Annotated in this window: 14 protein-coding genes and 1 pseudogene; 1 reads left to right on the top strand and 14 read right to left on the bottom strand. The window is 69.4% G+C overall.

Going from position 1 to position 19900, the window contains the following annotated elements; genetic code table 11:
- Positions 1 to 76: 76 nt before the first annotated feature.
- Entirely contained in the window at positions 77 to 1606 is a 1530-nt protein-coding gene (locus tag ACFMRZ_RS33520; protein WP_280276014.1) for an amino acid permease, read from the bottom strand.
- Between the two features lie 206 nt (positions 1607 to 1812).
- Here ACFMRZ_RS33520 and ACFMRZ_RS33515 point away from each other — a divergent pair, with 206 nt between their 5' ends.
- Positions 1813 to 2880 (top strand): SPFH domain-containing protein, encoded by a 1068-nt coding sequence (locus ACFMRZ_RS33515; protein WP_400182211.1) that lies wholly within the window; start codon positions 1813 to 1815, stop codon positions 2878 to 2880.
- A 35-nt stretch (positions 2881 to 2915) separates the two neighbouring features.
- On the opposite strand, the pseudogene ACFMRZ_RS33510 reads toward ACFMRZ_RS33515, so the two are convergent.
- The 13 genes and pseudogenes from ACFMRZ_RS33510 to ACFMRZ_RS33450 form a co-directional block, all read right to left on the bottom strand.
- A pseudogene (locus ACFMRZ_RS33510) lies at positions 2916 to 7836 on the bottom strand (NAD-glutamate dehydrogenase).
- Between the two features lie 155 nt (positions 7837 to 7991).
- On the bottom strand, positions 7992 to 8762 hold the full coding sequence (locus ACFMRZ_RS33505) for a hypothetical protein (protein ID WP_400182210.1): 771 nt from the start codon (positions 8760 to 8762) through the stop codon (positions 7992 to 7994).
- Positions 8759 to 9844 carry a hypothetical protein gene (locus ACFMRZ_RS33500; protein WP_400182209.1) on the bottom strand — a complete coding sequence of 362 codons (1086 nt, stop codon included), beginning with the start codon at positions 9842 to 9844 and terminating at the stop codon, positions 8759 to 8761. The genes ACFMRZ_RS33505 and ACFMRZ_RS33500 overlap by 4 nt, the downstream gene beginning before the upstream one ends.
- 75 nt (positions 9845 to 9919) lie before the next feature.
- Positions 9920 to 10261, bottom strand: coding sequence for a helix-turn-helix domain-containing protein (locus ACFMRZ_RS33495; RefSeq protein WP_232110579.1), 342 nt, complete (start codon positions 10259 to 10261; stop codon positions 9920 to 9922).
- 11 nt (positions 10262 to 10272) lie between these two features.
- Positions 10273 to 12048 carry a type VII secretion protein EccE gene (gene eccE / locus ACFMRZ_RS33490; RefSeq protein ID WP_400182208.1) on the bottom strand — a complete coding sequence of 592 codons (1776 nt, stop codon included), beginning with the start codon at positions 12046 to 12048 and terminating at the stop codon, positions 10273 to 10275.
- The gene (gene mycP / locus ACFMRZ_RS33485) at positions 12045 to 13403 is read right to left on the bottom strand and encodes a type VII secretion-associated serine protease mycosin (protein ID WP_400182207.1); all 1359 of its coding nucleotides are present in this window, start codon (positions 13401 to 13403) and stop codon (positions 12045 to 12047) included. The genes eccE and mycP overlap by 4 nt, the downstream gene beginning before the upstream one ends.
- Positions 13403 to 14926, bottom strand: coding sequence for a type VII secretion integral membrane protein EccD (eccD, locus tag ACFMRZ_RS33480; protein ID WP_400182206.1), 1524 nt, complete (start codon positions 14924 to 14926; stop codon positions 13403 to 13405). Before eccD ends, mycP begins: the two co-directional genes overlap by 1 nt.
- Entirely contained in the window at positions 14923 to 16413 is a 1491-nt protein-coding gene (locus tag ACFMRZ_RS33475; protein WP_400182204.1) for an AAA family ATPase, read from the bottom strand. The genes eccD and ACFMRZ_RS33475 overlap by 4 nt, the downstream gene beginning before the upstream one ends.
- 29 nt (positions 16414 to 16442) lie before the next feature.
- Entirely contained in the window at positions 16443 to 17354 is a 912-nt protein-coding gene (locus tag ACFMRZ_RS33470; RefSeq protein WP_400182203.1) for an ESX secretion-associated protein EspG, read from the bottom strand.
- A gap of 5 nt (positions 17355 to 17359) precedes the next feature.
- On the bottom strand, positions 17360 to 17674 hold the full coding sequence (locus ACFMRZ_RS33465) for a hypothetical protein (RefSeq protein ID WP_280277110.1): 315 nt from the start codon (positions 17672 to 17674) through the stop codon (positions 17360 to 17362).
- A 36-nt stretch (positions 17675 to 17710) separates the two neighbouring features.
- Positions 17711 to 18094 (bottom strand): hypothetical protein, encoded by a 384-nt coding sequence (locus tag ACFMRZ_RS33460; RefSeq protein WP_280277109.1) that lies wholly within the window; start codon positions 18092 to 18094, stop codon positions 17711 to 17713.
- A 42-nt stretch (positions 18095 to 18136) separates the two neighbouring features.
- On the bottom strand, positions 18137 to 19486 hold the full coding sequence (locus ACFMRZ_RS33455) for a PPE domain-containing protein (RefSeq protein ID WP_400182202.1): 1350 nt from the start codon (positions 19484 to 19486) through the stop codon (positions 18137 to 18139).
- A 30-nt stretch (positions 19487 to 19516) separates the two neighbouring features.
- Positions 19517 to 19837: a PE domain-containing protein gene (locus ACFMRZ_RS33450; RefSeq protein WP_280277107.1), complete on the bottom strand. Its 321-nt coding sequence runs from the start codon at positions 19835 to 19837 to the stop codon at positions 19517 to 19519.
- Between the last annotated feature and the right edge of the window lie 63 nt (positions 19838 to 19900).

Raw genomic sequence — 19900 nt, 5'->3', positions numbered from 1 at the left:
CCGTACGCTACGGGTGACATAGACCATTCCCCTCGGTGGGAAGAGGATCGCCCCGGCCGACGGGGCGATCATCGAGCTATTCGGTGTCCGGCTTCTCGGCCGCCGGGGTGGCCTCCGCGGCCTCGTTCTGCAGGGGCCGCTCGGCCAGTACCGGGAACTGACCGGTGTAGCCCTGCCGTTCCTCGGCAACCCGCAGCACCCGCCGCCGCGCCAGGAACCAGCCGGCGACCAGGCCCGGCAGCATGACGCACAGCATGGCCAGCACCGCGCCGCGCTGCACGTCGTCCTCGCTGGTGGCCATCAGCACCACCACGGCGGCGAGGAAGATCAGCGTCGCGATGGAGGTGTAGGGCGCGCCGATCAGCCGGAAGGCGGGCCGCTCCACTCGCCCGGCGCGCGACCAGCGCCACAGCTGCAGCTGGCACAGCACGATCGCCGTCCACGCGGTGATGGTGCCGAGCGCCGACATGTTCAGCACGATCTCGAACGCCTTGTCCGGCACCACCGCGTTGAGCCCGACCCCGATGAGCGCGATCGCGCCGGTGGCGAGGATGCCGACATACGGCACACCCGAACTCGACATCCGCGACGCGATCGCCGGGGCGCTGCCGTTCATCGACATCGACCGCAGAATCCGGCCGGTGGAGTACAACCCGGCATTGAGGCTGGAGAAGGCCGCGGTCAGCACCACCAGGTTCATGGTCGAACCCGCGCCGCCGACGCCCAGCTTGTCGAAGAAGGTGACGAAGGGGCTCTCCCCCGAGGTGAACGAGGTGTAGGGCAGCAGCAGCCCGAGCAGCACCAGCGAGCCGACGTAGAACAGCGCGATGCGGGCGATGACCGAGTTGATCGCGCGCGGCATGATCTTCTCGGGATTCTCCGCCTCGCCGGCCGCCGTGCCGACCAATTCGACCGCGGCGTAGGCGAATACGACGCCGGTGGTGACCGTGATGAGCGGTAGCAGCCCGGTCGGGAACAGACCGCCGTGCTCCGCAATCACCGCCGGGCCGGTGGGCTCGCCGTCCACGGTGAACCGCCCGGCCAGGAAGACCGAGCCGACGATCAGGAAGGCCACCAGCGCGACGACCTTGATCAGCGCCGCCCAGAATTCCAGCTCGCCGAACCAGCGCACCGAGATCAGATTGATTCCGACCACGATCGCCAGCGCGATCAGGGCGATCGCCCACTGCGGGATACTGCGGGTGCCTCCCCAATAATGGACATACGTGGCGATGGCCGTGATGTCTACGATCCCGGTCATACACCAGTGAAAGAAGTACATCCAGCCGACACCGAAGGCCAGCTTCTCACCGTAGAACTCGCGGGCATAGGAGACGAACGATCCCGAGGAGGGCCGATGCAGCACCAGCTCGCCGAGCGCCCGCAGGATGAAGAAGACGAAGATCCCGCAGACCGCGTACACCAGGAACAGGCCCGGTCCTGCCGTGTGCAGCCGACCGGCCGCGCCGAGGAACAGCCCGGTGCCGATGGCCCCGCCGATGGCGATCATCTGCAGCTGACGCGGTCGCAGCGCCTTGTGGTAGCCCGCGTCCTCGGCATGCAGCGCGTCGGCCGGCGTCTCGGCGGACGGTCGAACTGTGGTCATCGTGAGGCCTTTCGGGTGACGCCCGTCATACCGACGTTAATGTACCGTCAAACAACGGCACTATCAATAAGGAGACACCGTTCCGGGCATATCGCAATGTGTCTGAAACACAAGGGATCCGGTGCCGCGTCACCCCTGGTCGCCACATTGAGCGGACCGTCACACAGCGGTACGCTGGCTATTGAATCGCCTGATGGAGCGTAGTTATGGCATGGTTCGAACGGGAGTTCATCGCGGTCCCCGAGGACCGCAAGAACCAAATGGTCTACAAGTGGCCGGACGTCAATATCCGGCGCTTCACCCGGGCGATCGTCAACGCCGACGAGGTCGCGCTGTTCGTCCGGACCGGACAGGTCGTCGCGGCGCTCGGGCCCGGCCGCCATCGGATCGACGCGCAGGAACTGCCGGTCCTCGGCAGCCTGGTCGACACCCTCAGCGGCGGCAATTTCTATCGCGCCGAGCTGTACTTCATCTCCACCCGCGAGTTCTCCGGCGTCAAATTCGGTGGGCGGCTGGCGGATATCGTGGACCCGGTCAGCGAGCAGGTCGTCACGCTGCGGGCCTTCGGTGAATTCGCCCTGACCGTGCGCGATCCCGCGGAGCTGATCACCTCGCTGGCGGGCACCGCCGATCTGGCCAGCCCGTCGGGCGTGCAGTCCTGGAGTTCGGACCTGCTCCTCAAGGCGATGAAGGTCGCTGTCACCCAAGGGGTTTCGAGCGGCGAGTGGCCGATCCTCGGACTGTCCGGGCATCTGCGGCCGATCGAGGACGCGGTGGTACGGCAGACCAATCTCACCCTGTACGAGTACGGCCTGCGCATCGCGCGGATGGGGAACTTCGACATCACCCTCGCCCCCGAGGACGCCGACCGGCTCAAGCGGCTGGCCAAGGACATCACCTACATCCGGCTGACGGGCGACTTCCAGCGGTACGCGGCCGGTGAACTGGCGCTGGGCGCGAGCGCGGGCCTGTCCCGTCCCGGCGGCGACACCGGTGCCGGGATGCTCGGCGCGGCCTTGGGCCTCAACGCGATTCAGGCGCACACGAACGGTCAGCCGCAGTCCGCGCCGCCGCACTCGGCTGCCCCGGGCGACGCGGCGGGCCAGATCGCCTGTGCCGCATGCCATACCGCCAACCCCGCGCACGCCCGGTTCTGCATGAATTGCGGCGGGCAGCTCGCGCGGCAACGGTTCTGCGGGGGTTGCGGCGCCGAAATGCCCGCGGCGGCGCAATTCTGCACCTCCTGCGGCACCCCGGCTGCCGCGGACGGCTGAGCCCGAGCCGGAAGTTCCGGCTCGGGCTCGGGCGGTCAGGCGCGGTCGGCCGCAGGCTTCGCCGCGGTCACCGGTTCTCCGCTGCTGACCATGCTGCGCACCTGGCGGGCCGCCACCGACAGCGTGGCCAGGTCGTAGCTTCCGGTGGCGTCGATCTCCGCCAGCGCCCCCCGGGCGCGCACCAGGCGCGACCGGTTGGTGGACTCCCAGTAGGCGATCTTCTCCTCGGTGCTCTCCAGCGGCTCGGTGGTGGTGAGCACGTCGACGGTGAGCGCGCGCAGCGAGTCGTACAGATCGTCGCGCACGGCGAGCCGGGCCAGCGTGCGCCACCGGTCGCCCCGATCGAGGTGGGCGACCGCGGTGAGCAGCCGCTGGATCTCGAAGTGCTTGTCCAGCGTGTAGTACAGCGCGGCCACCTCGGCGGCGTCGCGGCCGCAGATGTCGGCGATGTCGAGCACGTCCAGCAGCGTGAAGCGGTGGATGAGCACGTACACCTCCTCGGCCAGCTCGCGGGGCGCGCCGCGTTCGATCGATCCCTGCGAGCGCTGCAGCACGTCGTCGGCGACCGGGCCGGGCCGCCACGCGGGCACGGCGTCGGCCAGGGCCCGCACGCCGTCGCGATAGCGGGTGATCCCCGCGCCGATGGCCAGCGGCTGCGGCCGGTTGATCAGCAACCAGCGCGAGGCGCGGTCGAGGGTGCGCTTGGTCTCCAGTTCCAACTCGTCGCGCACCGACGTGGGCAGCGGCGCGGTCCGGATCCGCTGCCACAGCGACCGCAGATCGAAGATCTCCACCGCGGCGGTGTAGGCGCGCACGGCGTCCTCGGTGGTGGCGCCGATCTCCTCGGCCAGGCGGAAGGCGTAGCTGGTGCCGCCGAGGTCGACCATGTCGTTGACGACCATGGTGGCGAGGATCTGCCGCCGCAGCGGATGCCGCTTGATGGCGGCGCCGAACCGTTCCCGCACCGGAGCCGGGAAGTACGTCGGCAGCAGCGTCTCGAAGGCCGCCTGGTCCAACAGGTTTCCGGCCAGCAGGTCGTCCTTCAGCGACAGCTTCACGTGGGCGAGCAGGTTCGCCAGCTCGGGAGACGTGAGGCCGGTGCCCGCCGCCGCGCGCCGGTCGATCTCCGCGTCCGAGGGCAGTGCCTCGAGCGTGCGATCCACGCCGCGCCGGTTCTCCAGCTCCGTGATCATCCGCCGGTGGACCTCCAGCATCGGCGCCGCGTGTGCACGCGACAGGCCCATGCGGAAGTTCTGGGAGATGTTGTCGCGCAACACGAGTTCGGACACCTCGTCGGTCATCGAGGCGAGCAGCGCGTTGCGTTCGTCGGCGGGCAGTTCGCCCGCGGAGACCACGCCGTCGATGAGGACCTTGATGTTGACCTCGTGGTCGGAGCAGTCCACCCCCGCCGAGTTGTCCAGCGCGTCGGTGTTCATCCGGCCGCCGTTGCGGCAGAACTCGACTCGGCCCAGCGCCGTGGCACCGAGGTTGCCGCCCTCGCCGATCACCTTGACCTGCAACTGGTTCGCGTCGACGCGTACCGAATCGTTGGACTTGTCACCGACATCCGCGTTGGTCTCGCCGGCGGACTTGATGTAGGTGCCGATGCCGCCGTTCCACAGCAGATCCACCGGCGCCAGCAGGATCGCCTTGATCAGCTCCGGCGGGGACAGCGTGGTGACGCCCGGGTTCAGGCCGAGCGCCGCGCGCACCTGCGCCGAGACCGGCACCGCCTTGGCGCCGCGGTCGTAGACGCCGCCGCCCTCACTGATCACCGACCCGTCGTAATCACGCCACGACGACCGCGGCAACCCGAACAACCGCCGCCGCTCCGCAAACGACCGCGCCGCATCAGGATCCGGATCCAAGAAAATATGCCGATGATCGAACGCCGCCACCAACCGAATGTGCTCCGACAACAACATCCCGTTACCGAACACATCCCCCGACATATCACCGACACCCACCACAGTGAACTCCTGCGACTGCGTATCGACATCCATCTCCGCGAAATGCCGCTTCACCGACTCCCACGCACCCTTGGCGGTAATACCCATCGCCTTGTGGTCGTAGCCGGCCGAGCCACCGGAGGCGAAGGCGTCGCCGAGCCAGAATCCGTAGGACTTGGCGACGTCGTTCGCGATGTCGGAGAAGGTGGCCGTGCCCTTGTCGGCGGCGACGACCAGGTAGGTGTCGTCGCTGTCGCGGCGCACGACGCGTGCGGGCGGCACCACCTCACCGGTGTTGTGATCGACGTTGTCGGTCACGTCCAGCAAGCCCGAGATGAACGTGCGGTAGCAGGCCACACCCTCGGCCTGCAACGCCTGCCGATCCGCGGTCGCATCGCCCGTCGGCGCCGGCGGATGCTTCACCACGAACCCGCCCTTCGCGCCCACCGGCACGATCACCGCGTTCTTCACCGCCTGGGCCTTCACCAGACCCAGAATCTCGGTACGGAAATCCTCCAACCGGTCCGACCAGCGCAACCCGCCACGCGCCACCGGACCGAACCGCAGATGCACACCCTCCACCCGGGGTGAATACACGAAGATCTCGAATTGCGGCTTGGGCCTGGGCAATTCGGTGATCGAGTGCGGATCGAACTTGAAGGAGAGGTATTCGGTGAGGTTGCCGCTGTCGTCCTGGCGGTAGTAGTTGGTGCGCAGGGTCGCGGTGATCAGGCCGAGAATCGCGCGCAGGATGCGGTCGGTGTCGAGGCTGACGACCGCGTCGATCTCGCCCTGCAACCGCTCGGCGGCGGCCGCGGCGCGCGCGGAGGCCACCGGTCCGACACCCTCCGGGTCGAAGTACGCCTCGAACAGTTCGGCGAACGAGCGCGCCGTGGTCGGGTGCGTCAGCAGCACGCGGGTGATGTTGCCGAAGGTGTAGGCGAAGCCGACCTGCTGCAGGTACTTCGCGTAGGCCCGCAGCATCGACACCTCCCGCCAGCCCAGACCGGCGCGCAGCACCAGTTCGTTGAGCCCGTCGTTCTCGGTGCGGCCGAACCACATCGCGGCGAAGGCGTCCGCGAACCGGCGGCGCAGATCGTCCTCGGACACCGTCGGCGCGCCGGGGGCCGCGGGGACCGAGCCGCCGCGCAGCGCCGCGGCCGGGATCCGCAGCCCGAAATCGTAGATCCAGCGGCGGGAACCGTCCGCGATGTCCAGCGCGTAGGGCCGCTCCTCGACCACCTCGACGCCGAGGCTGTGCAGCAGCGGCAGGATGCGGCTCAGCGACACCTCGGCACCGGCGACGTAGAGCGCGAAACGCCATTGGTCGTCCGCGGCCCCGGCCCGCCGGTACAGGTTGGTGTCGATGTCGCCGTCGGCGAGGCCCTCGAGCCGCTGCAGATCGGCCAGCGCGCGGGACGGGTCGTGCTCCTGCTGGTAGCCGGGCGGGAACGCCTCGGCGTACTTGCGGACCAGTGCCGCGGGGACCGTCGGCACCCCGGCGGCTTCCGCCACCAACCGGTCCGACCAGGTCAACGTGGTGGCGAACAGCAGTTCCTGAATGCGCTCGCGGTTCGATTCGGAGATGTCGGCGGGTTCCGCGCCGGGCCGGCGGTGCACCGTGAAATACACGACCGCCAACTCCGATTCGGTGGCCCGCGCGGAGTACGCGAGCTGCTCGGCGTCGAACTCCGCGCGCAACACATCGGCCATCCGCAGCCGGACCTCGGTGCCGTACCGGTCGCGAGGCATGTAGACCAGGCAGTAGACCGCGCCGCTGCGGCCGTCGCGCCGGATGAACAGCCGCACCTGACGGCGCAGGCCCAGATTCATGACCGCCGAGACGGTTTCGAACAGGCGCCGGGCGTCGGTGGAGAACAGCTCCACACGCGGGAAGGTCTGCAGCATCTCCAGCAGCGCCTGGCCCGAGAAGGAGTTCAGGCCGAATCCGGCCCACTCGATCACCTGATGCACGCGCCGGGAGATGACCGGGATGTCGAGGATGTTCTCGTGGGAACCGGCCACGGTGAACATGCCGACGAATACGTGCGCGCCCTTCGGCCGCTCCGGGCGCTGCCCGCCCTGCTGTGCCCGCGGGTCCGGCTCGCCGTAGTCGCCGACGCTGACGAAGTAGATGTCCGGCGAACCCGGCATCACCGCGTCCGCGGACCCGTTCGCCAGTCGCAGCACCGAGCTGTCGCCGTCGAAGGCGGGCACGGCGATCTGCGCGCCCGACTCGCCGCGCAGCACGCCGAGCGCGGTACCCGGAACCTTGTCCGGGTCAGGGAATCCCGGCTGCGGCGGCGTCGCACCGGACAGCTGGTAGTAGCCGTATCCGAGCAGGGTGAAGTGGCCGTCGGCGAGCCAGCGCAGCAGCCGCGCACAGTCGGTCACCTCGTCGCCGGGCAGCCACTCCGAGGCGTGGTCGAGGCGGTTGGCCAGGCCCAGCATCGTGCGCACCATCGCCTGGGCGTCGTCGTCGACCTGCCGGATGGTCTCGAGCAGCCGGGGCAGCGCGGCCTCGATCCGCTCGATCAGCTCGTCCTCGACCTCCGCGCCCAGCTGCACATGCATCCAGGACTCGCGCACGGCGTGCCCGCCGCGGCCCGGCACGGCGGTGCCGTCGCCCTCGGCGGGCGCGAGCGCGCGCAACCGGCCGCGGCTGTCGCGCAGCACGTCGAAGACCGGATGGACGACCTCGGTGACCGGTGCGCCCAGCCGCCGCAGCGCCGACGTCACCGAGTCGACCAGCAACGGCATGTCGTCGTTGACGATCTGGATCGCGGGGCCGAAACCGTCGCCGCTGCGATAGACGCGGGCGAGGATGCGGCCCGGTGGGCGCAGTGCCGCGAGCTTCGAGGTGCTGGCGGTAGATCTGCTGGGCCCGGTCGCTGATCGCCGGTGTGGCGGCGCCGGGCTGGATCCAGCGGAAGTAGATCGCCTCCAGATCGGTCGGATTGTCACGGAAACGCTTCCACGAGACCGTCTGCTGGGTGGTCGCCACCATTCCTGTACCTTCCCTGACTGCGAATTCCCGCCGACCCGATCTGTCTACCAAAGATTGGTACATTACTTAGCGGTACGCTATAAATTGTAACATTATTTGCTGGCAAGGTTGTCCCCACCAGCAGGAACAGCGTGCCGGGCCGCCCGCCCGGCCGATCAGCGGAGTAGACCCGACCGCTGCAGGAAGGTGCGCGCGCCCGACCGGTCGGTGAACGCGCCCGTCTCGAGCCGCAGACCGCTGCGGCTGTCCGCGTACATCACCGTGGACGAGGGGCCCACCGCCGCGAACACCGTGCCGTCGGCCACGGTCGTCGCTCCGGCGGCGCGCCAACGAGCGATGGTGTCCGCCACCCGGTTCGGCTGCTCTCGTTGCACCGACACGGTCAGCGACCGGCCGCCGGTGATGCCGCCGGAGAGCAATGCCGAATTCGCCTCGACCACACAGGATTCCGAGGCGCCCGAAGGATCGGCGGAACGGCAGTTCGCCGCCCCGCGCAACGGCTCCGGCAGGCTTTCGACCGAGGAGGATCCGCCCCCGAGCACACCGTCGGCCCCGCCGAGCCCGCCGACCGACGACAGATCCGGCGTACTGCCGCTACACGACCGCATCACCAGGATGGCCAGAATGACCATCGCCACCAGGATCGCGACCGCCGTTCGCCACGACATCGACGCCAGCCGCTCGGTGATGATCTTCGCCGCGTCCGACGCCACTTCCTTTCCGGCGCCCTCGGCGGTCTTCGCCACGTCCTCGACCGCATGCTCGGCGCCGTGCATCAACCGGCCCGTCATGGTCGAGAACTGCTGGCCCACAGGGTGTTCCGGCTGCGCGTCGGCCGTCAGCGGCGCGCCGCAGTGTGCGCATCGGGAGTCGGCACCGCCGTTGCGGTGCGAGCAGTACTGGCAGATCAGATGCGACAGAGTCAATGTCCGGTGATCACAATCGAGGAGATGGCGGTGATGTTGACCGACGGATCACCCTTGGACTCCAGGACCGTCAGCGTGATCTTCGAAGCGCTCACCGCCGGTTTGATCTCCGTGGTGACCACGTTGCGCTGGTCCAGCGTCTGCTGGGTGTAGGTGGTGGCGTTGGCGTCGTCGAACCGGTAGGACACCCGGCTCACCGTCCGGTACTTGTTCCACTGGTCGATCCCGTCCGAGCCGACGGCGTCGAACCCGGGCACGATGCCGATCGAATCCACCTGATAGGTCTTGCCGAGATCGATCGTCAAAACCTGGCCGTCGACCTTGTACGCCCGCGGGCACCGCCACGCCTTGCCCGACTCGCCGGAGAAGGCGTCCATTCCCTCGGTGCTGCCCTGCGGGCAGTGCGCCTTCGCGGACTGCACCTGGATCGGCGAGGCGGCGGGGGTGGCCGGGGGCGCGGAGGTCTGCAGCGGAGTGCCGCCCGAGGCCTGGGTGACCACCACGTTCTGGCTGGATTGATCCTCGCCGCCGGTGGTCATCAGGACCAGGATCAACAGCAGCACCAGCACACCGGCGACGGCCAGCGCCACCTTCGGTTTGCGCAGGTGCACCACCGCGGTCTTGCCCAGTTCGCCGACGCTTGCCGGTTTCGACGCCGCCGACTTCTGCTCCGGCGCGGGCGGCGTCGGTTCCTGCCGGGTCTCGGCGGGTTCGGCCGAGGCGCGCAGGCGGCTCGCGGCCGCCTCGGAATGGTCCGCGGTGAACTCGAGACCGGCCGACGAGTCGGCCGGCTGCCCGTTCAGCAGGGCGAGAATTCGGTCGCTGGCCTTGGGCCCGGAACTGGGACGACGTCGAGCGGCCTCGGGGGCGTCCGCACCGGCGAGGGCCGCCGACGACGACTCGGCCGAGCCGGTGTCGTCCCCCGAAAGCTCTTCGCCCAGAACCGCTGTGCCGGTCACGGACGCCGACGATTCGCCGACCGCGGCCGCCCCGTTCGGTTCCAGCCCGGGATCGGCGAGCAGCGCGTCCAGGACCGCGCTACGGTGGCGAAGAAACACGTCTCCCGGATCCTCGGCGGGCATGTTGAGGATGGTATCCATACCCGCTGCGGGCGCGGGCGGGCCGAGCTTCCCGTTGCTGAGAACAGCGGGCGGCGATCAGGAATTGCTTTCGGCGGTGATGAAATATTCGGGCGGCACGTCGAAAACACGGGCCAGCGCGATAATCAGATCCAGCCGCGGAATGGCCTCGCCGTGGATCAATCGGTACAGGCCCGACTGCGACACCGGCACATCCGGATAGGCCAGCTCCAAGTGCTGCGCCAGCGAGTAGAGCGTCAACGACCGCGTCGAACCGTCCTCGGTCGACACCACCGATTCCGAGATCAGTTCCGACAATCGCCGGGAAAAGATCGCGGCCGCCGCCTGCCGCGGCGTGAGCGCGCCCTCCCCGTCCGGTTCGTGCCGTGCATCGCCTTCCGACTGGGAGTCCGCTACCACGCCGATAAACATTACCGACCCATTTCTTCCCGACCTACTTCGCCTCGCCCTACCGACCGGTCACCTATGGGCGGCACCGGTGGTACGGGACCGTGCCCGTTCTCCGGCGGGATCACCGCAGGGTCACCCACCCTCGGATTGCCGCCCGGGTCCAGGTAGTCCAGATACCGTGTCTCACCGCGCGGCTCGATCAGATCCACCCGCACGGTCCGCATCGGAATACCGACATCGACGGCCGACGGACTGACCTGATCGATGGCCAGATCCGCGGTGCGGCGGCGCGGCTCGCCCGGGTCGCTGATCGTCACGGTGGTGGGCGCGGCCGAGGCGCGCGGCGGCACCTGGTCGAAGACCGTCACCATGGCCTGCGACTCCTGATCCGAGACGGGGGCGCCCGGCTGTTCCTCGGGGACCAGCCGCAGCGACGCCGGATCCCCCACCGCCGCCACCAGTTGCTCCCACCGCTGCGGCCGCGCCGAATACACCTCGACGTCGGCGCCGACCACCATCGCGCGCAGCACGATCTGTTGTGCGACAGGCAATTCCGCGCGCACATCAATGGTGCGGCGCTGCGGGTTGTACAGCGACGGATCGAACAGCGGCATGGCCAGCGTGTGCCGCGGCTGCCCGCTGATCGAGCCCAGGATCTGGCCGTTCGGGCCGATGGCCATGGTGAGACCGTCGACGACCTGCTGGGAGGCGATGTCGCGGCCTTGCTCGTCGCTCGGCACGGCCCGCACCGACGTGCCGGTCGGCAGCGAGGCGAGCAGCGCGGCGGACTGCCGGCCGCCCAGCGGCAGCAGATAATCGACCGGCGCGCTGGTGACCGCGGGGCCGACGTATCGCACCAGGCCGCGGGCGCCCACGGCGCCGCCGGCCAGGCTCACCACCACGGTCGTCCGGCCGCGGTTCCACGACCAGCAGTCGTCCAGGCCGGTGTCGCCGAGCCGCGTCCAGTCGATCAGGAAACTACTGATGCTGCGGCTCGCCACCGAGGACTCCAGATGGCCCCACTTCTCCCGCAGATCCGACAACTCGACACCCGCGTGCAGCAGCCGGGCCGCCCGCCACAGCGCGTCCGCGGGCAGCGGCTGAGCGTTGATGCCACGTTCCCGCAGTCGTCCCGCGATCCGATGGGCAGCGCTGGCCAGCGCCTTCGGCGCGACCTCCGCGCACGGCCCGCGGCGCGTCAGCGCCTCCAGGTTGCGCTCCTGATCGAGGCGGACCACCAGCCAGGACATCCGGTTGCCGACCACCGGGTGCGAGCCGAGCAACTGGTCGTAGAGCATGCTGTAGCTGCCGCCCGGACGGACCCGCTGACCGGTGGTCACGATGTCGATGTCCACGGCGATGCCGTACTGGTCCAGCAGCGGCATCAGGGATTCGGCGCTGATGGTGTCCTCGGTGTAGATGGTCTGCTCCGCGATGACCGTGGGCAGGTCCAGATCCGGGGCCAGCTGGATCATCGCCACCAGCGTCGTGCCGTCCTCGTGCACGCCGCACACCCCGGCGGACACCTGGACATCGGTCACCTCCCACGGCCGGGACCGGCCGCGGGCACGGGATTCGCGGCCGACCCGGAACGCCACCCAGTCCAGCAGCCAGCGCACCGCGGTGCGATGGCCGAAGCGCACGGTCACCGCCGCCACCAGCACGCAGACCACCACCCCGAGGGTCCACCACGGGGCATGGGCGGACATCCCGGCCAGCACCGGACCCCCACCGACCGTCAGCACGGCGAACGGGCCGCGTTCGACTCCTCCGACCCGAACACTCGGAAAACTCACCTACGCCTCCGCAGTACGCCGTCCGCACCCACACCCAGCACCAGCGTGCCCACCACGATCGCCGCCGAGACCACGAGCGGCTTCAGGTCGCGCGGCCGCGGCGGATCGGGGAGCACCAGCGTGGCACGCTTGTACAGGTCCTCGGGTGGTTTGGGCGGGGTCCGATAGCTCAGCGCCGCAAGCGGATCGATCATTCCGGCGCCGGCCAGATTGTCCAGCCCGCGCGGCATGGCGTGCGCGCTGACCTGCAGCCGCGCCATGATCTCCGACGGGGTCTCGGACGGGAACCGCGAGCGCAGCAGGGCCGCCACGCCGCTGACGTACGCCGCCGCGAACGACGCCCCGCCCACCGGCACCAGCTTGCCCGCCGACCCGACGCCGTTGATGAGCTGGGTGCCGCCGGGCCCGAGCGACTCGATGCCGGCGCCCGGGGCGGCGATGCCGACCCACGGTCCCATCAGCGAGCCCGACATGGGCGTTCCCGACGCGGTGGTGAAGCCGACGGTCAGCACGTCGGGGGCGAACCAGCCGGGCGCGGAGATCGTCTTCACGTCCCGCCAGTTGCGCGGGTCGCTCGGCCGGCCGGGATCGACGTCCGGGTTCTGCGCGCAGCCCGTGCCGCTGGTGTTGCCCGCACCGGCCACGATGAGCGCGCCGCGGACGTGCACCGCGTAGCCGATGGCGGCCGCCAGCATCGACTGGTCGACCTGGGCCTCGGCGGTGACACAGACCGGCAGCCCGACCGTGATCACCCCGGCGCCGAGATTCGCCGCGTGGGTGATCGCCCGCGCCAGCGTCCGGATATCGATGACGGACTGGCCCTCCCGCGCCGAGTCGGGCTTATCCGGGCGAAAAGCGTTGGAGCGGTAGCGAATCGAGATGATCGAGGCTTCCGGCGCGACACCGACGAACTTGTCCGCCGGGTCGGAGGCCGCGCCGATGATCCCCGCGACCAGGGTGCCGTGCGCGTCGCAGTCGGACAACCCGTCGCCGCCGGCGGCGACGTAATCGCCGCCGCCGATGAGGTTGGGCAGGCGCGGATTCGGCGTCACCCCCGTGTCCACCACGGCCACGGTGACACCGGCGCCACGGCTCAGCGCCCGCGCTCGGGACAGGTCCAGCGAGGTCTCCGGCGGCGGGGCCTGCGTCACGTCGCTGTTCGGCAGCAGACCGGTCGCCAGGCAGCCGTCCTCCTGCTTCGTCGGGACCTCGGGTCCCGGAGGACCGTCCGGCGGCGCCGCCCCCACGATCACCTCCGGCGGTTGCAGCGCACCCGCCGGACCGGCCGCTACGCCGAGGATCACGCCGGCGACCATCGCCGCGCAGATCCGGATGCCGATACCGGCAGGGTTCATCAGATTCCTCGCATGGCGGTGTAGATCCCCATGATCCAGAACGCGAGCACCGGGACGACCAGGATCAGCGCGTACTCGACGAGGTCGATGACCCGGCGGGTCACCGGCGACAGCCGCACGCCCGGCAATCGCAGCGCGGCCACGCAGGCCACCGCGGCGGCCACCGCCACCACCACGACGACGACCATGCGAGCGATCGGGGTCGCGTAGGCGCCGACCTCCACGGCCCCCACCCCGACCACCGTGGTCGCCGATGCGACGACGAGGGCGATCGCCTGAATCCGATCGGGGTACCAGCGCGTGCGCAAGGCGACGATGCCCGCGACGGCCGCGGCCAGCACGATCTCGCGGATGCCGCCGGGGCTCGCGGCCGCCGACAGCACGGTCGCCGCGGCCAGCACCGTGGCCGACCCGATGATCAGGCCGCGCAGGCTCGTCACCGCCAGCCGGGCGCGGTCTTCGATGCGCAGGGCCCGGCGGCGATCGTCCTCGGTGCGGTCGGGACCCGGATCGTCGGCCGTGGCGGTCTCGGCGTCGAAGATGTCGGTCAGCGTGGCCGGGGCCACCTCGGTGCCCGGGTCGGGCAGGTCCGGGGGCCGAATCCGGGCCGCCACCACGGCAAGTCGCGGTGCGGCGGTCAGCAGGATCAGCCCGACGAACACGGCGCCGCCGGTCATGTGCTGCTCGGACACCTCGAGATACGCCATCGGCAGCGCGGCGATCGCGACGGCGATGGTGATCACCAGCACCGCCGTCAGCACGGTCGTGCTTACCCTGGTCAATCGCAGCGTCGTCACCGCCGCCGTGGCGGCTACCACCGCGCCCGCGGCGACATTGGCCGCGGCGAACGGACCGGGTTCGCTATAGGCGGCCGGCACCAGCATCGCGCCACCGGCGAACAGCAGCGGCAGCGCGGACAGCACGAGCCCGAGGCACAGCGTCTCCCCGTCGTCGCGGCGGCGCAGCGCGAATCCCGCGATCCAGCAGACCAGGCCCAGCAGCAACGCCGGCAATCCGCACCACAGGACCGAGCCGGACCGCATCCAGGACCACGAGAGCAGCGCGGCCGCGGCGATCGCGCCGACGCCGAGCGCGGACACACCGGTGATCGCGACCGTGCGCGGATCGAACTCGGAGAACTCCCGCTCGTTGATCAGCGCCAGCGCGTCGGTGATGTCCTCGACGACCGGCGTGAACACCTCGGAGGACTCCACCGCCGACAACATCAGCACCGTGCCGTCGATGACGTCGTGGTCGGCGAGACTGCGCCAGCGCGGCATCGGCAGTTCCCCGGGGCGGGCGAGACTCCACTGCCCGCTGGGCGGGGCGAAGTCGATGTTCTCGTCATCGATCGCGCGCGACAGGACCGCGAGCAGATCGTCCATGAACGTTTCGATCGTGAACTTGGTCGGCACCACCACGTCGACCTGATACGAGGACACCATCACCGCGATGCGTGCCCGCGCCACCTCCGCCGATGCTTGGGTCGGCGTCGCCGCCGGCCCGGCCACCGCTGTACTCACAACCGTCCTCCACGACCCGTGGCGACCTGCCCCGGGAACCCGTCACCGAGTGCCGCCGCCAACTCTTCGAACGCCAGCGCCGTCTCCTTCTCCAGCAACCGCAGGTCCACTTCGCCGCCCTCGGCGAGATGCTCGTCGTAGGGCAACTGGAAAGTCGGCCGCTGCGCGGTCGCGAACAACTTCTCGATCTGCGTGACCTCCACCATCGGCTTCGCCGCCTGCGGGTGCACGATCGCCACGACCGAGTTGGCGATCAGGTGCTGCAGGCCGTGCGCCGCGAACCAGTTCAGCGTGGCGACAGCGCCTTTCACGCCGCCCACCGTCGGCGGCGTCACGACCACGACGGCGTCGCTGGTCTGTAGCACGGCGCCGGTGACCGAATCCAGCACGCCGGTGCCGCAGTCGACCATCACCAGGTTGTAGTGCCGGCGCAACACCGCGACCGCGTTGCCGTACTCCGGACCGGACAGCGCCTCGACGGCCTCGGTGGACCACGGCGAGGCGAGCACGGACAGATCGGCCTCGTTGATCGAGGTGAACGAGTGCACCGCGGAGAACGCCTCGAGGTTCTGCGCGCGGACCAGATCCCGCAGCGTCAGGCCGTAGGGATGCGGCCTGGTGCGGGTGGGCAGATCACCGAAGTCGGGGTTGGCGTCCACCGCGACGACGCGGTCGGGACGCAGGCTCGCGAATGTCGAGCCGAGCGCCGCGGTGACGGTGGTGCGGCCGACGCCGCCCTTCACACTCACCACCGCGATCTGATAGGTCGAGGTGAGCTGGCGCCGGATGCGCCCGCGGCGCTCCTCGGTGCGCTGTTCCGCCGGGGACAGTCCCAGATTGAAGCCGACCTTGTTCAGCGCGCCGCGCATGCCCTGGGTCGAGCGCAGCTGTGCGCGCCGAGTGGCGGAGATCTCGGCCAGCAGGTCCATCGACGTCAGGGAGGCGGGCAGCACCTCGGGGTACGCGACGTCGGTATGTGGGCGATCGATGCGCTCCAACCCGCGGCCTTCGTCGGAGACCGAGCGGGGCGGCGGCGTCGGTTCCGCGGCGCGGGGCTGTTGCTGGGGCCGGATCTGCGCGACCGTCGCCTCCGGCGGCTGCTGCACCGAGTGTTGCTGCGCCGCATGCGGTTGCGACGCCGCGTGCTGCTGTTGTGCCGAGTTCGGTTGCTGTGACTGCGACTGGGCGGACCGGTCCGACGTGGGCTGCGCGGACTGGACGGGCCCGGGCGGCGCGGCCTGGGGCGGCGGCGCGGACGGCGTGCGATCGTGCTGCGACTGGCCCGGGGCGCCGACCGTGGGCGCCGACGCGGCCTGGGTGGGGAGTCCGGAGGTGTAGCGGAAGGCGTCCGACCGGTTCTCGGTCGGCGCGGGCTGCTCGGCCGGCGCCTCGACGGCGCTCTGCTGCGGGGAAAAGTACGCGTCGTAGCCACCCCGAGCCCGCACGGACTCGGCCGGATGTCCGTTCGTATTCGGTGCTCGGTTCATGTTCCTCGTCCCTCTCGATCAGCCGGATGTCACCCGGTCCGGCTGGTAGCGAACCAGCTGCGGCTCGGCAGTAGTTCCACCAAGGCGGCGACCCCGGCCTGCAGTGCCGTGTCGTCGCCCGGCGAGTAGGTCGCCCAGACTGTTCCGTCCACGGCGACACTCGGTGTCACCACCAACCGGCCGGACAAAGTATCCAGCACGGTCAAGGCATTGTCCGGCTCGGCCTTCCGGCCGTCGTGGTGCTCGATCATCACGACTTCGGCGCGGCGCGCCACCTCGTCGAAAACTCGGTCGAGCACACCGGCGGTGTGCGGCTGTGCGCCCAATTCCAGCAGCGCCTGCCGACGCTGCTCCACCGGTTCGGCCTGCACCTCGGCGATCTGTTCCGAATTCGCGCGCATCGGCTCGAAGCGCACCGGCGGGCAGGGGCCCAGCGCGGCGACCAGAGCCGCGGTCAGGGTATCGAGCTGCTCTCCTTCCTGGAACACCTGCTGGATCACGACATGGTCGTCGTTTCGCACCGCCAGCACGTGAGTGTCGCCGGAACGCACCAGCGACATGCGCAGCATGCCGGCCGGCTCACCGTCCAGGCCGGTGTCGCGCACCAGCACGGCCAATTCCACATCCGGCCGGTACAGGCAGTGCAGCCAATGTTCCACCGTGGGATGAACGCCGCCGCCGACGAGAATGCCCGCCTCAGCGAGCTGCTCGGCGACGACAGCGTTCACCCGGTCCTGGTCCTCGAGGCGGTACACGTTCGACACCAGGGCCAGTACCAGCGGATAGGAGTCGATGCCGACCATCCCCTGCAGAAGCAGGGCGGCATCGACATTCAGGTCGATCGCGACCGGTTCGCCTTCTGCTCCCGGACCGGCCGTGTCACCCTCCGGTTCCAGCTCCTCGTCTGCCGACAGGAATGCCGGATGAACAGTCGACGACACGGTGATTACGACCTGCCGAGAGCCGCGAACCGGTTGCCTTCCTGAATGTCGACCTGGTTGATGTGCCCGCCCGCGTTGACGTTCTGGGACACGGTCGCGTTCAGCTGCTTGACGGCACCGTCGTAGTTGGTCAGATCGGTGTTGAAGCTGGTCATGGTGGTCGTGTAGCCGTCGCCCATGGCACCCTTGAGGACCGCTTCCAGGCCCTTCTGGAGACCGCGCAGGCGCTCGGTGTTCTCGATCATCGCGGCGACCAGCTGGCCGATCGTGCCGGTGGCGATTTCCGCGGCACCGTAATCGACGTGAATAGGCTTCGTCATGAGAATTACCTTTCTAGAACAATCGGGCTTGTCGAATCAGATGTTGAGGTTGAGCCGGGAGGCGGCGCTGGTGGCGGCGCTGTCGCTGACAAAGCCGTCGTTCCCGGCGATCGAGCCGTCGCCACCCATGTTCGCGTAGACCTTCGCCGCGGCGTCCAGGTCCTCCGAATTGAAGGTGACGTGGTTCTTCTGCATCACATCGACGATGCCCTGCAGATCCTTGGCCAGCTTCGAACCCTTCTCGTAAGCGTCGGCCAAGGCCTTGTAGATAGCGTCACCCGTGTGTCCCTTGACGGCCACGAAAAGCTCGTCCTGGGCACCCGACATCGTCCGGAGGTGGGTCTCGAGCTCACCCATCCCGACGAAAGTGTTGTTCGCGGTCTCGCGGACCAGATCGGGATCTACGTCCGTAATGGCCATTACTGTTCCTCTCCATGAACCTGGATACTCGACCTCGGTGCGTTACCGGGGACGTTCTGACAGGGCTACGGGGGCGTCGTCGTCTTCGCGTTCGATCACACCCACGGCCACTGTTTGTTCGGCCAAGTCGTCGCGCCGGTCGCTCTCGGCGTATTCGATGACGCCGACGATCGGAGGCTTCTCGAGCACCGGCACCTCCTCGAATTCGCCGGGTACGAACACCTTCGACTTCTTGTTCTTCTCCTCATCCCGCCGGCGGCGACGCATGCGCGCCTCCGGAGCGGACACACCGCGGCGCGGTGCGCGGTTCGCCGCCGGCGCGGCGGTCGGCTCGTTCACGGCGCCGAATGCCCTTCCCGCGCCGGGGTTCCAGTTCGAGGGCATCCGGAACCCGGTCGACGCGCCCGGCATCTGGCCGACGCCGCCGCTGAACATGCCGAGCCCGACGAGACTGCCCATGCCGCCGTTCAATCCGGCCAGCGTGGTCGAGTAGGGCGAGGTTCCGTAGAACCCCTGCTGCTCCCCCGAGCCGCCGTCGTAGCCGTAGCCACTCGAATCACCGCCGGAGCCATTGGAACTCATGTCGGGGGCGAAGCGGTCGGCGGCGTCGGTCGGCGTCGTGTCCGTCGGATCGGTGGATTGCAGGCCGGTCGGGTCCTTGTCGCCGACCGACCCGAGATCCTCGCCGTTGGGCGTGGGCTCGTTGGTCGATCCGGTCGGGCCGTCGGTCCCGGTCGGGCCGTTGGGTCCGGGCGGATCGGGTGGTCCGGGCGGCGGCGGACCGGGCGGACCCGGCGGACCGGGCGGGCCGTCGAAGTTGTTCAGGTGCATCAGGTCCGAACCGCCGCCGGTCACGATGGGCGGAGCGGTCAGCGGCGGCGGCAGCGCCGCCAGCGCCGGAACGACCTCCCCCGCATAGCCACCCATCACTCCCGCGGCCGTGCCCCAGATCGCGAGATATTCCGCCTCCATGGCCAGCATTCCGGCCGCCGCGCCGGGCATGGCCGCCGAGGCGGCGAGCATAGCCGTCTCACGAGCGCGGAACGAGGCGAGCCAGGTTGCCACCGCGGACATTTCGCTCTGGGCGGTGGAGAACGCGCCGGCCGCGACATCCACGAGTTTCCCCGCGGTCTCGGCGACGGCGGCTTGTTCCCGCAGCCATGCCGCGTAATTGCGGAACGCGCCCTGCGCGTTGCTCGAGGAAAGCCCCTGCCACGTCGTCGCCATTTCCGAGGTGGAACCGTCGAATGCCGCGGCAGCGGCATTCAACTGAGCCGCGGTGAGTGAATATGTGGCCGAACTGAGAAGTGTCGAAAATACGCCCGGGCCGCCGAGCAGACGCGCGATATTGATTTCCGGCGGCATTGCGCCGAAAGCAAGTGGCATCGCCATGGCAGAAACTCCCGCGTGGAGGGTTAGAACTCAATTACCGCCGACGACCGCGCCCTGGGCCGTCACGGCCTCACCGCTCAAGATGTCGCGGCCGGAGTAGGCCTCCCCGACCACCGGCAACGTCACCGCCCCGGTGGCGCCCAGCTCGATGCCCTGTGCGGTGACACCGAAGACCGATTGCGCGTAGGGCGCCAGCACCTGAGTGATCAGGAAGCTGACATCGTCCATCCCCGGGGGAAACGGGACAGCGGAGGGAGCCGCCGCCATCATCGACTCCATCATCGCGGTGGCGTTGACACCCAGCCGGGTACCGATGGTGCCGAGATGGTCGCTATCTACCTGGAGAAACATGGAAGTCTCCTAACAACTCACGCCGACTCTTGTCGAGCGGTACAGAAAGAACGCTAAGGCATC

Source organism: Nocardia sp. N2S4-5, from assembly GCF_044628355.1.
Classification (GTDB): Bacteria; Actinomycetota; Actinomycetes; order Mycobacteriales; family Mycobacteriaceae; genus Nocardia; species Nocardia wallacei_B.
The sequence above is the reverse complement of the archived record's forward strand: the minus strand, read 5'-3'. Positions and strand labels throughout refer to the sequence as shown.

Excerpts from the sequence above, each read along its gene's own strand:
- ACFMRZ_RS33515 (WP_400182211.1), top strand. The coding sequence starts at position 1,813 with ATGGCATGGTTCGAACGGGAGTTCATCGCGGTCCCCGAGGACCGCAAG.
- mycP (WP_400182207.1), bottom strand. The coding sequence starts at position 13,403 with ATGAACCCTGCCGGTATCGGCATCCGGATCTGCGCGGCGATGGTCGCC.
- ACFMRZ_RS33475 (WP_400182204.1), bottom strand. The coding sequence starts at position 16,413 with ATGAACCGAGCACCGAATACGAACGGACATCCGGCCGAGTCCGTGCGG.
- ACFMRZ_RS33520 (WP_280276014.1), bottom strand. The coding sequence starts at position 1,606 with ATGACCACAGTTCGACCGTCCGCCGAGACGCCGGCCGACGCGCTGCAT.
- ACFMRZ_RS33450 (WP_280277107.1), bottom strand. The coding sequence starts at position 19,837 with ATGTTTCTCCAGGTAGATAGCGACCATCTCGGCACCATCGGTACCCGG.
- ACFMRZ_RS33455 (WP_400182202.1), bottom strand. The coding sequence starts at position 19,486 with ATGGCGATGCCACTTGCTTTCGGCGCAATGCCGCCGGAAATCAATATC.
- ACFMRZ_RS33465 (WP_280277110.1), bottom strand. The coding sequence starts at position 17,674 with ATGACGAAGCCTATTCACGTCGATTACGGTGCCGCGGAAATCGCCACC.
- ACFMRZ_RS33460 (WP_280277109.1), bottom strand. The coding sequence starts at position 18,094 with ATGGCCATTACGGACGTAGATCCCGATCTGGTCCGCGAGACCGCGAAC.
- ACFMRZ_RS33500 (WP_400182209.1), bottom strand. The coding sequence starts at position 9,844 with ATGCCCGCCGAGGATCCGGGAGACGTGTTTCTTCGCCACCGTAGCGCG.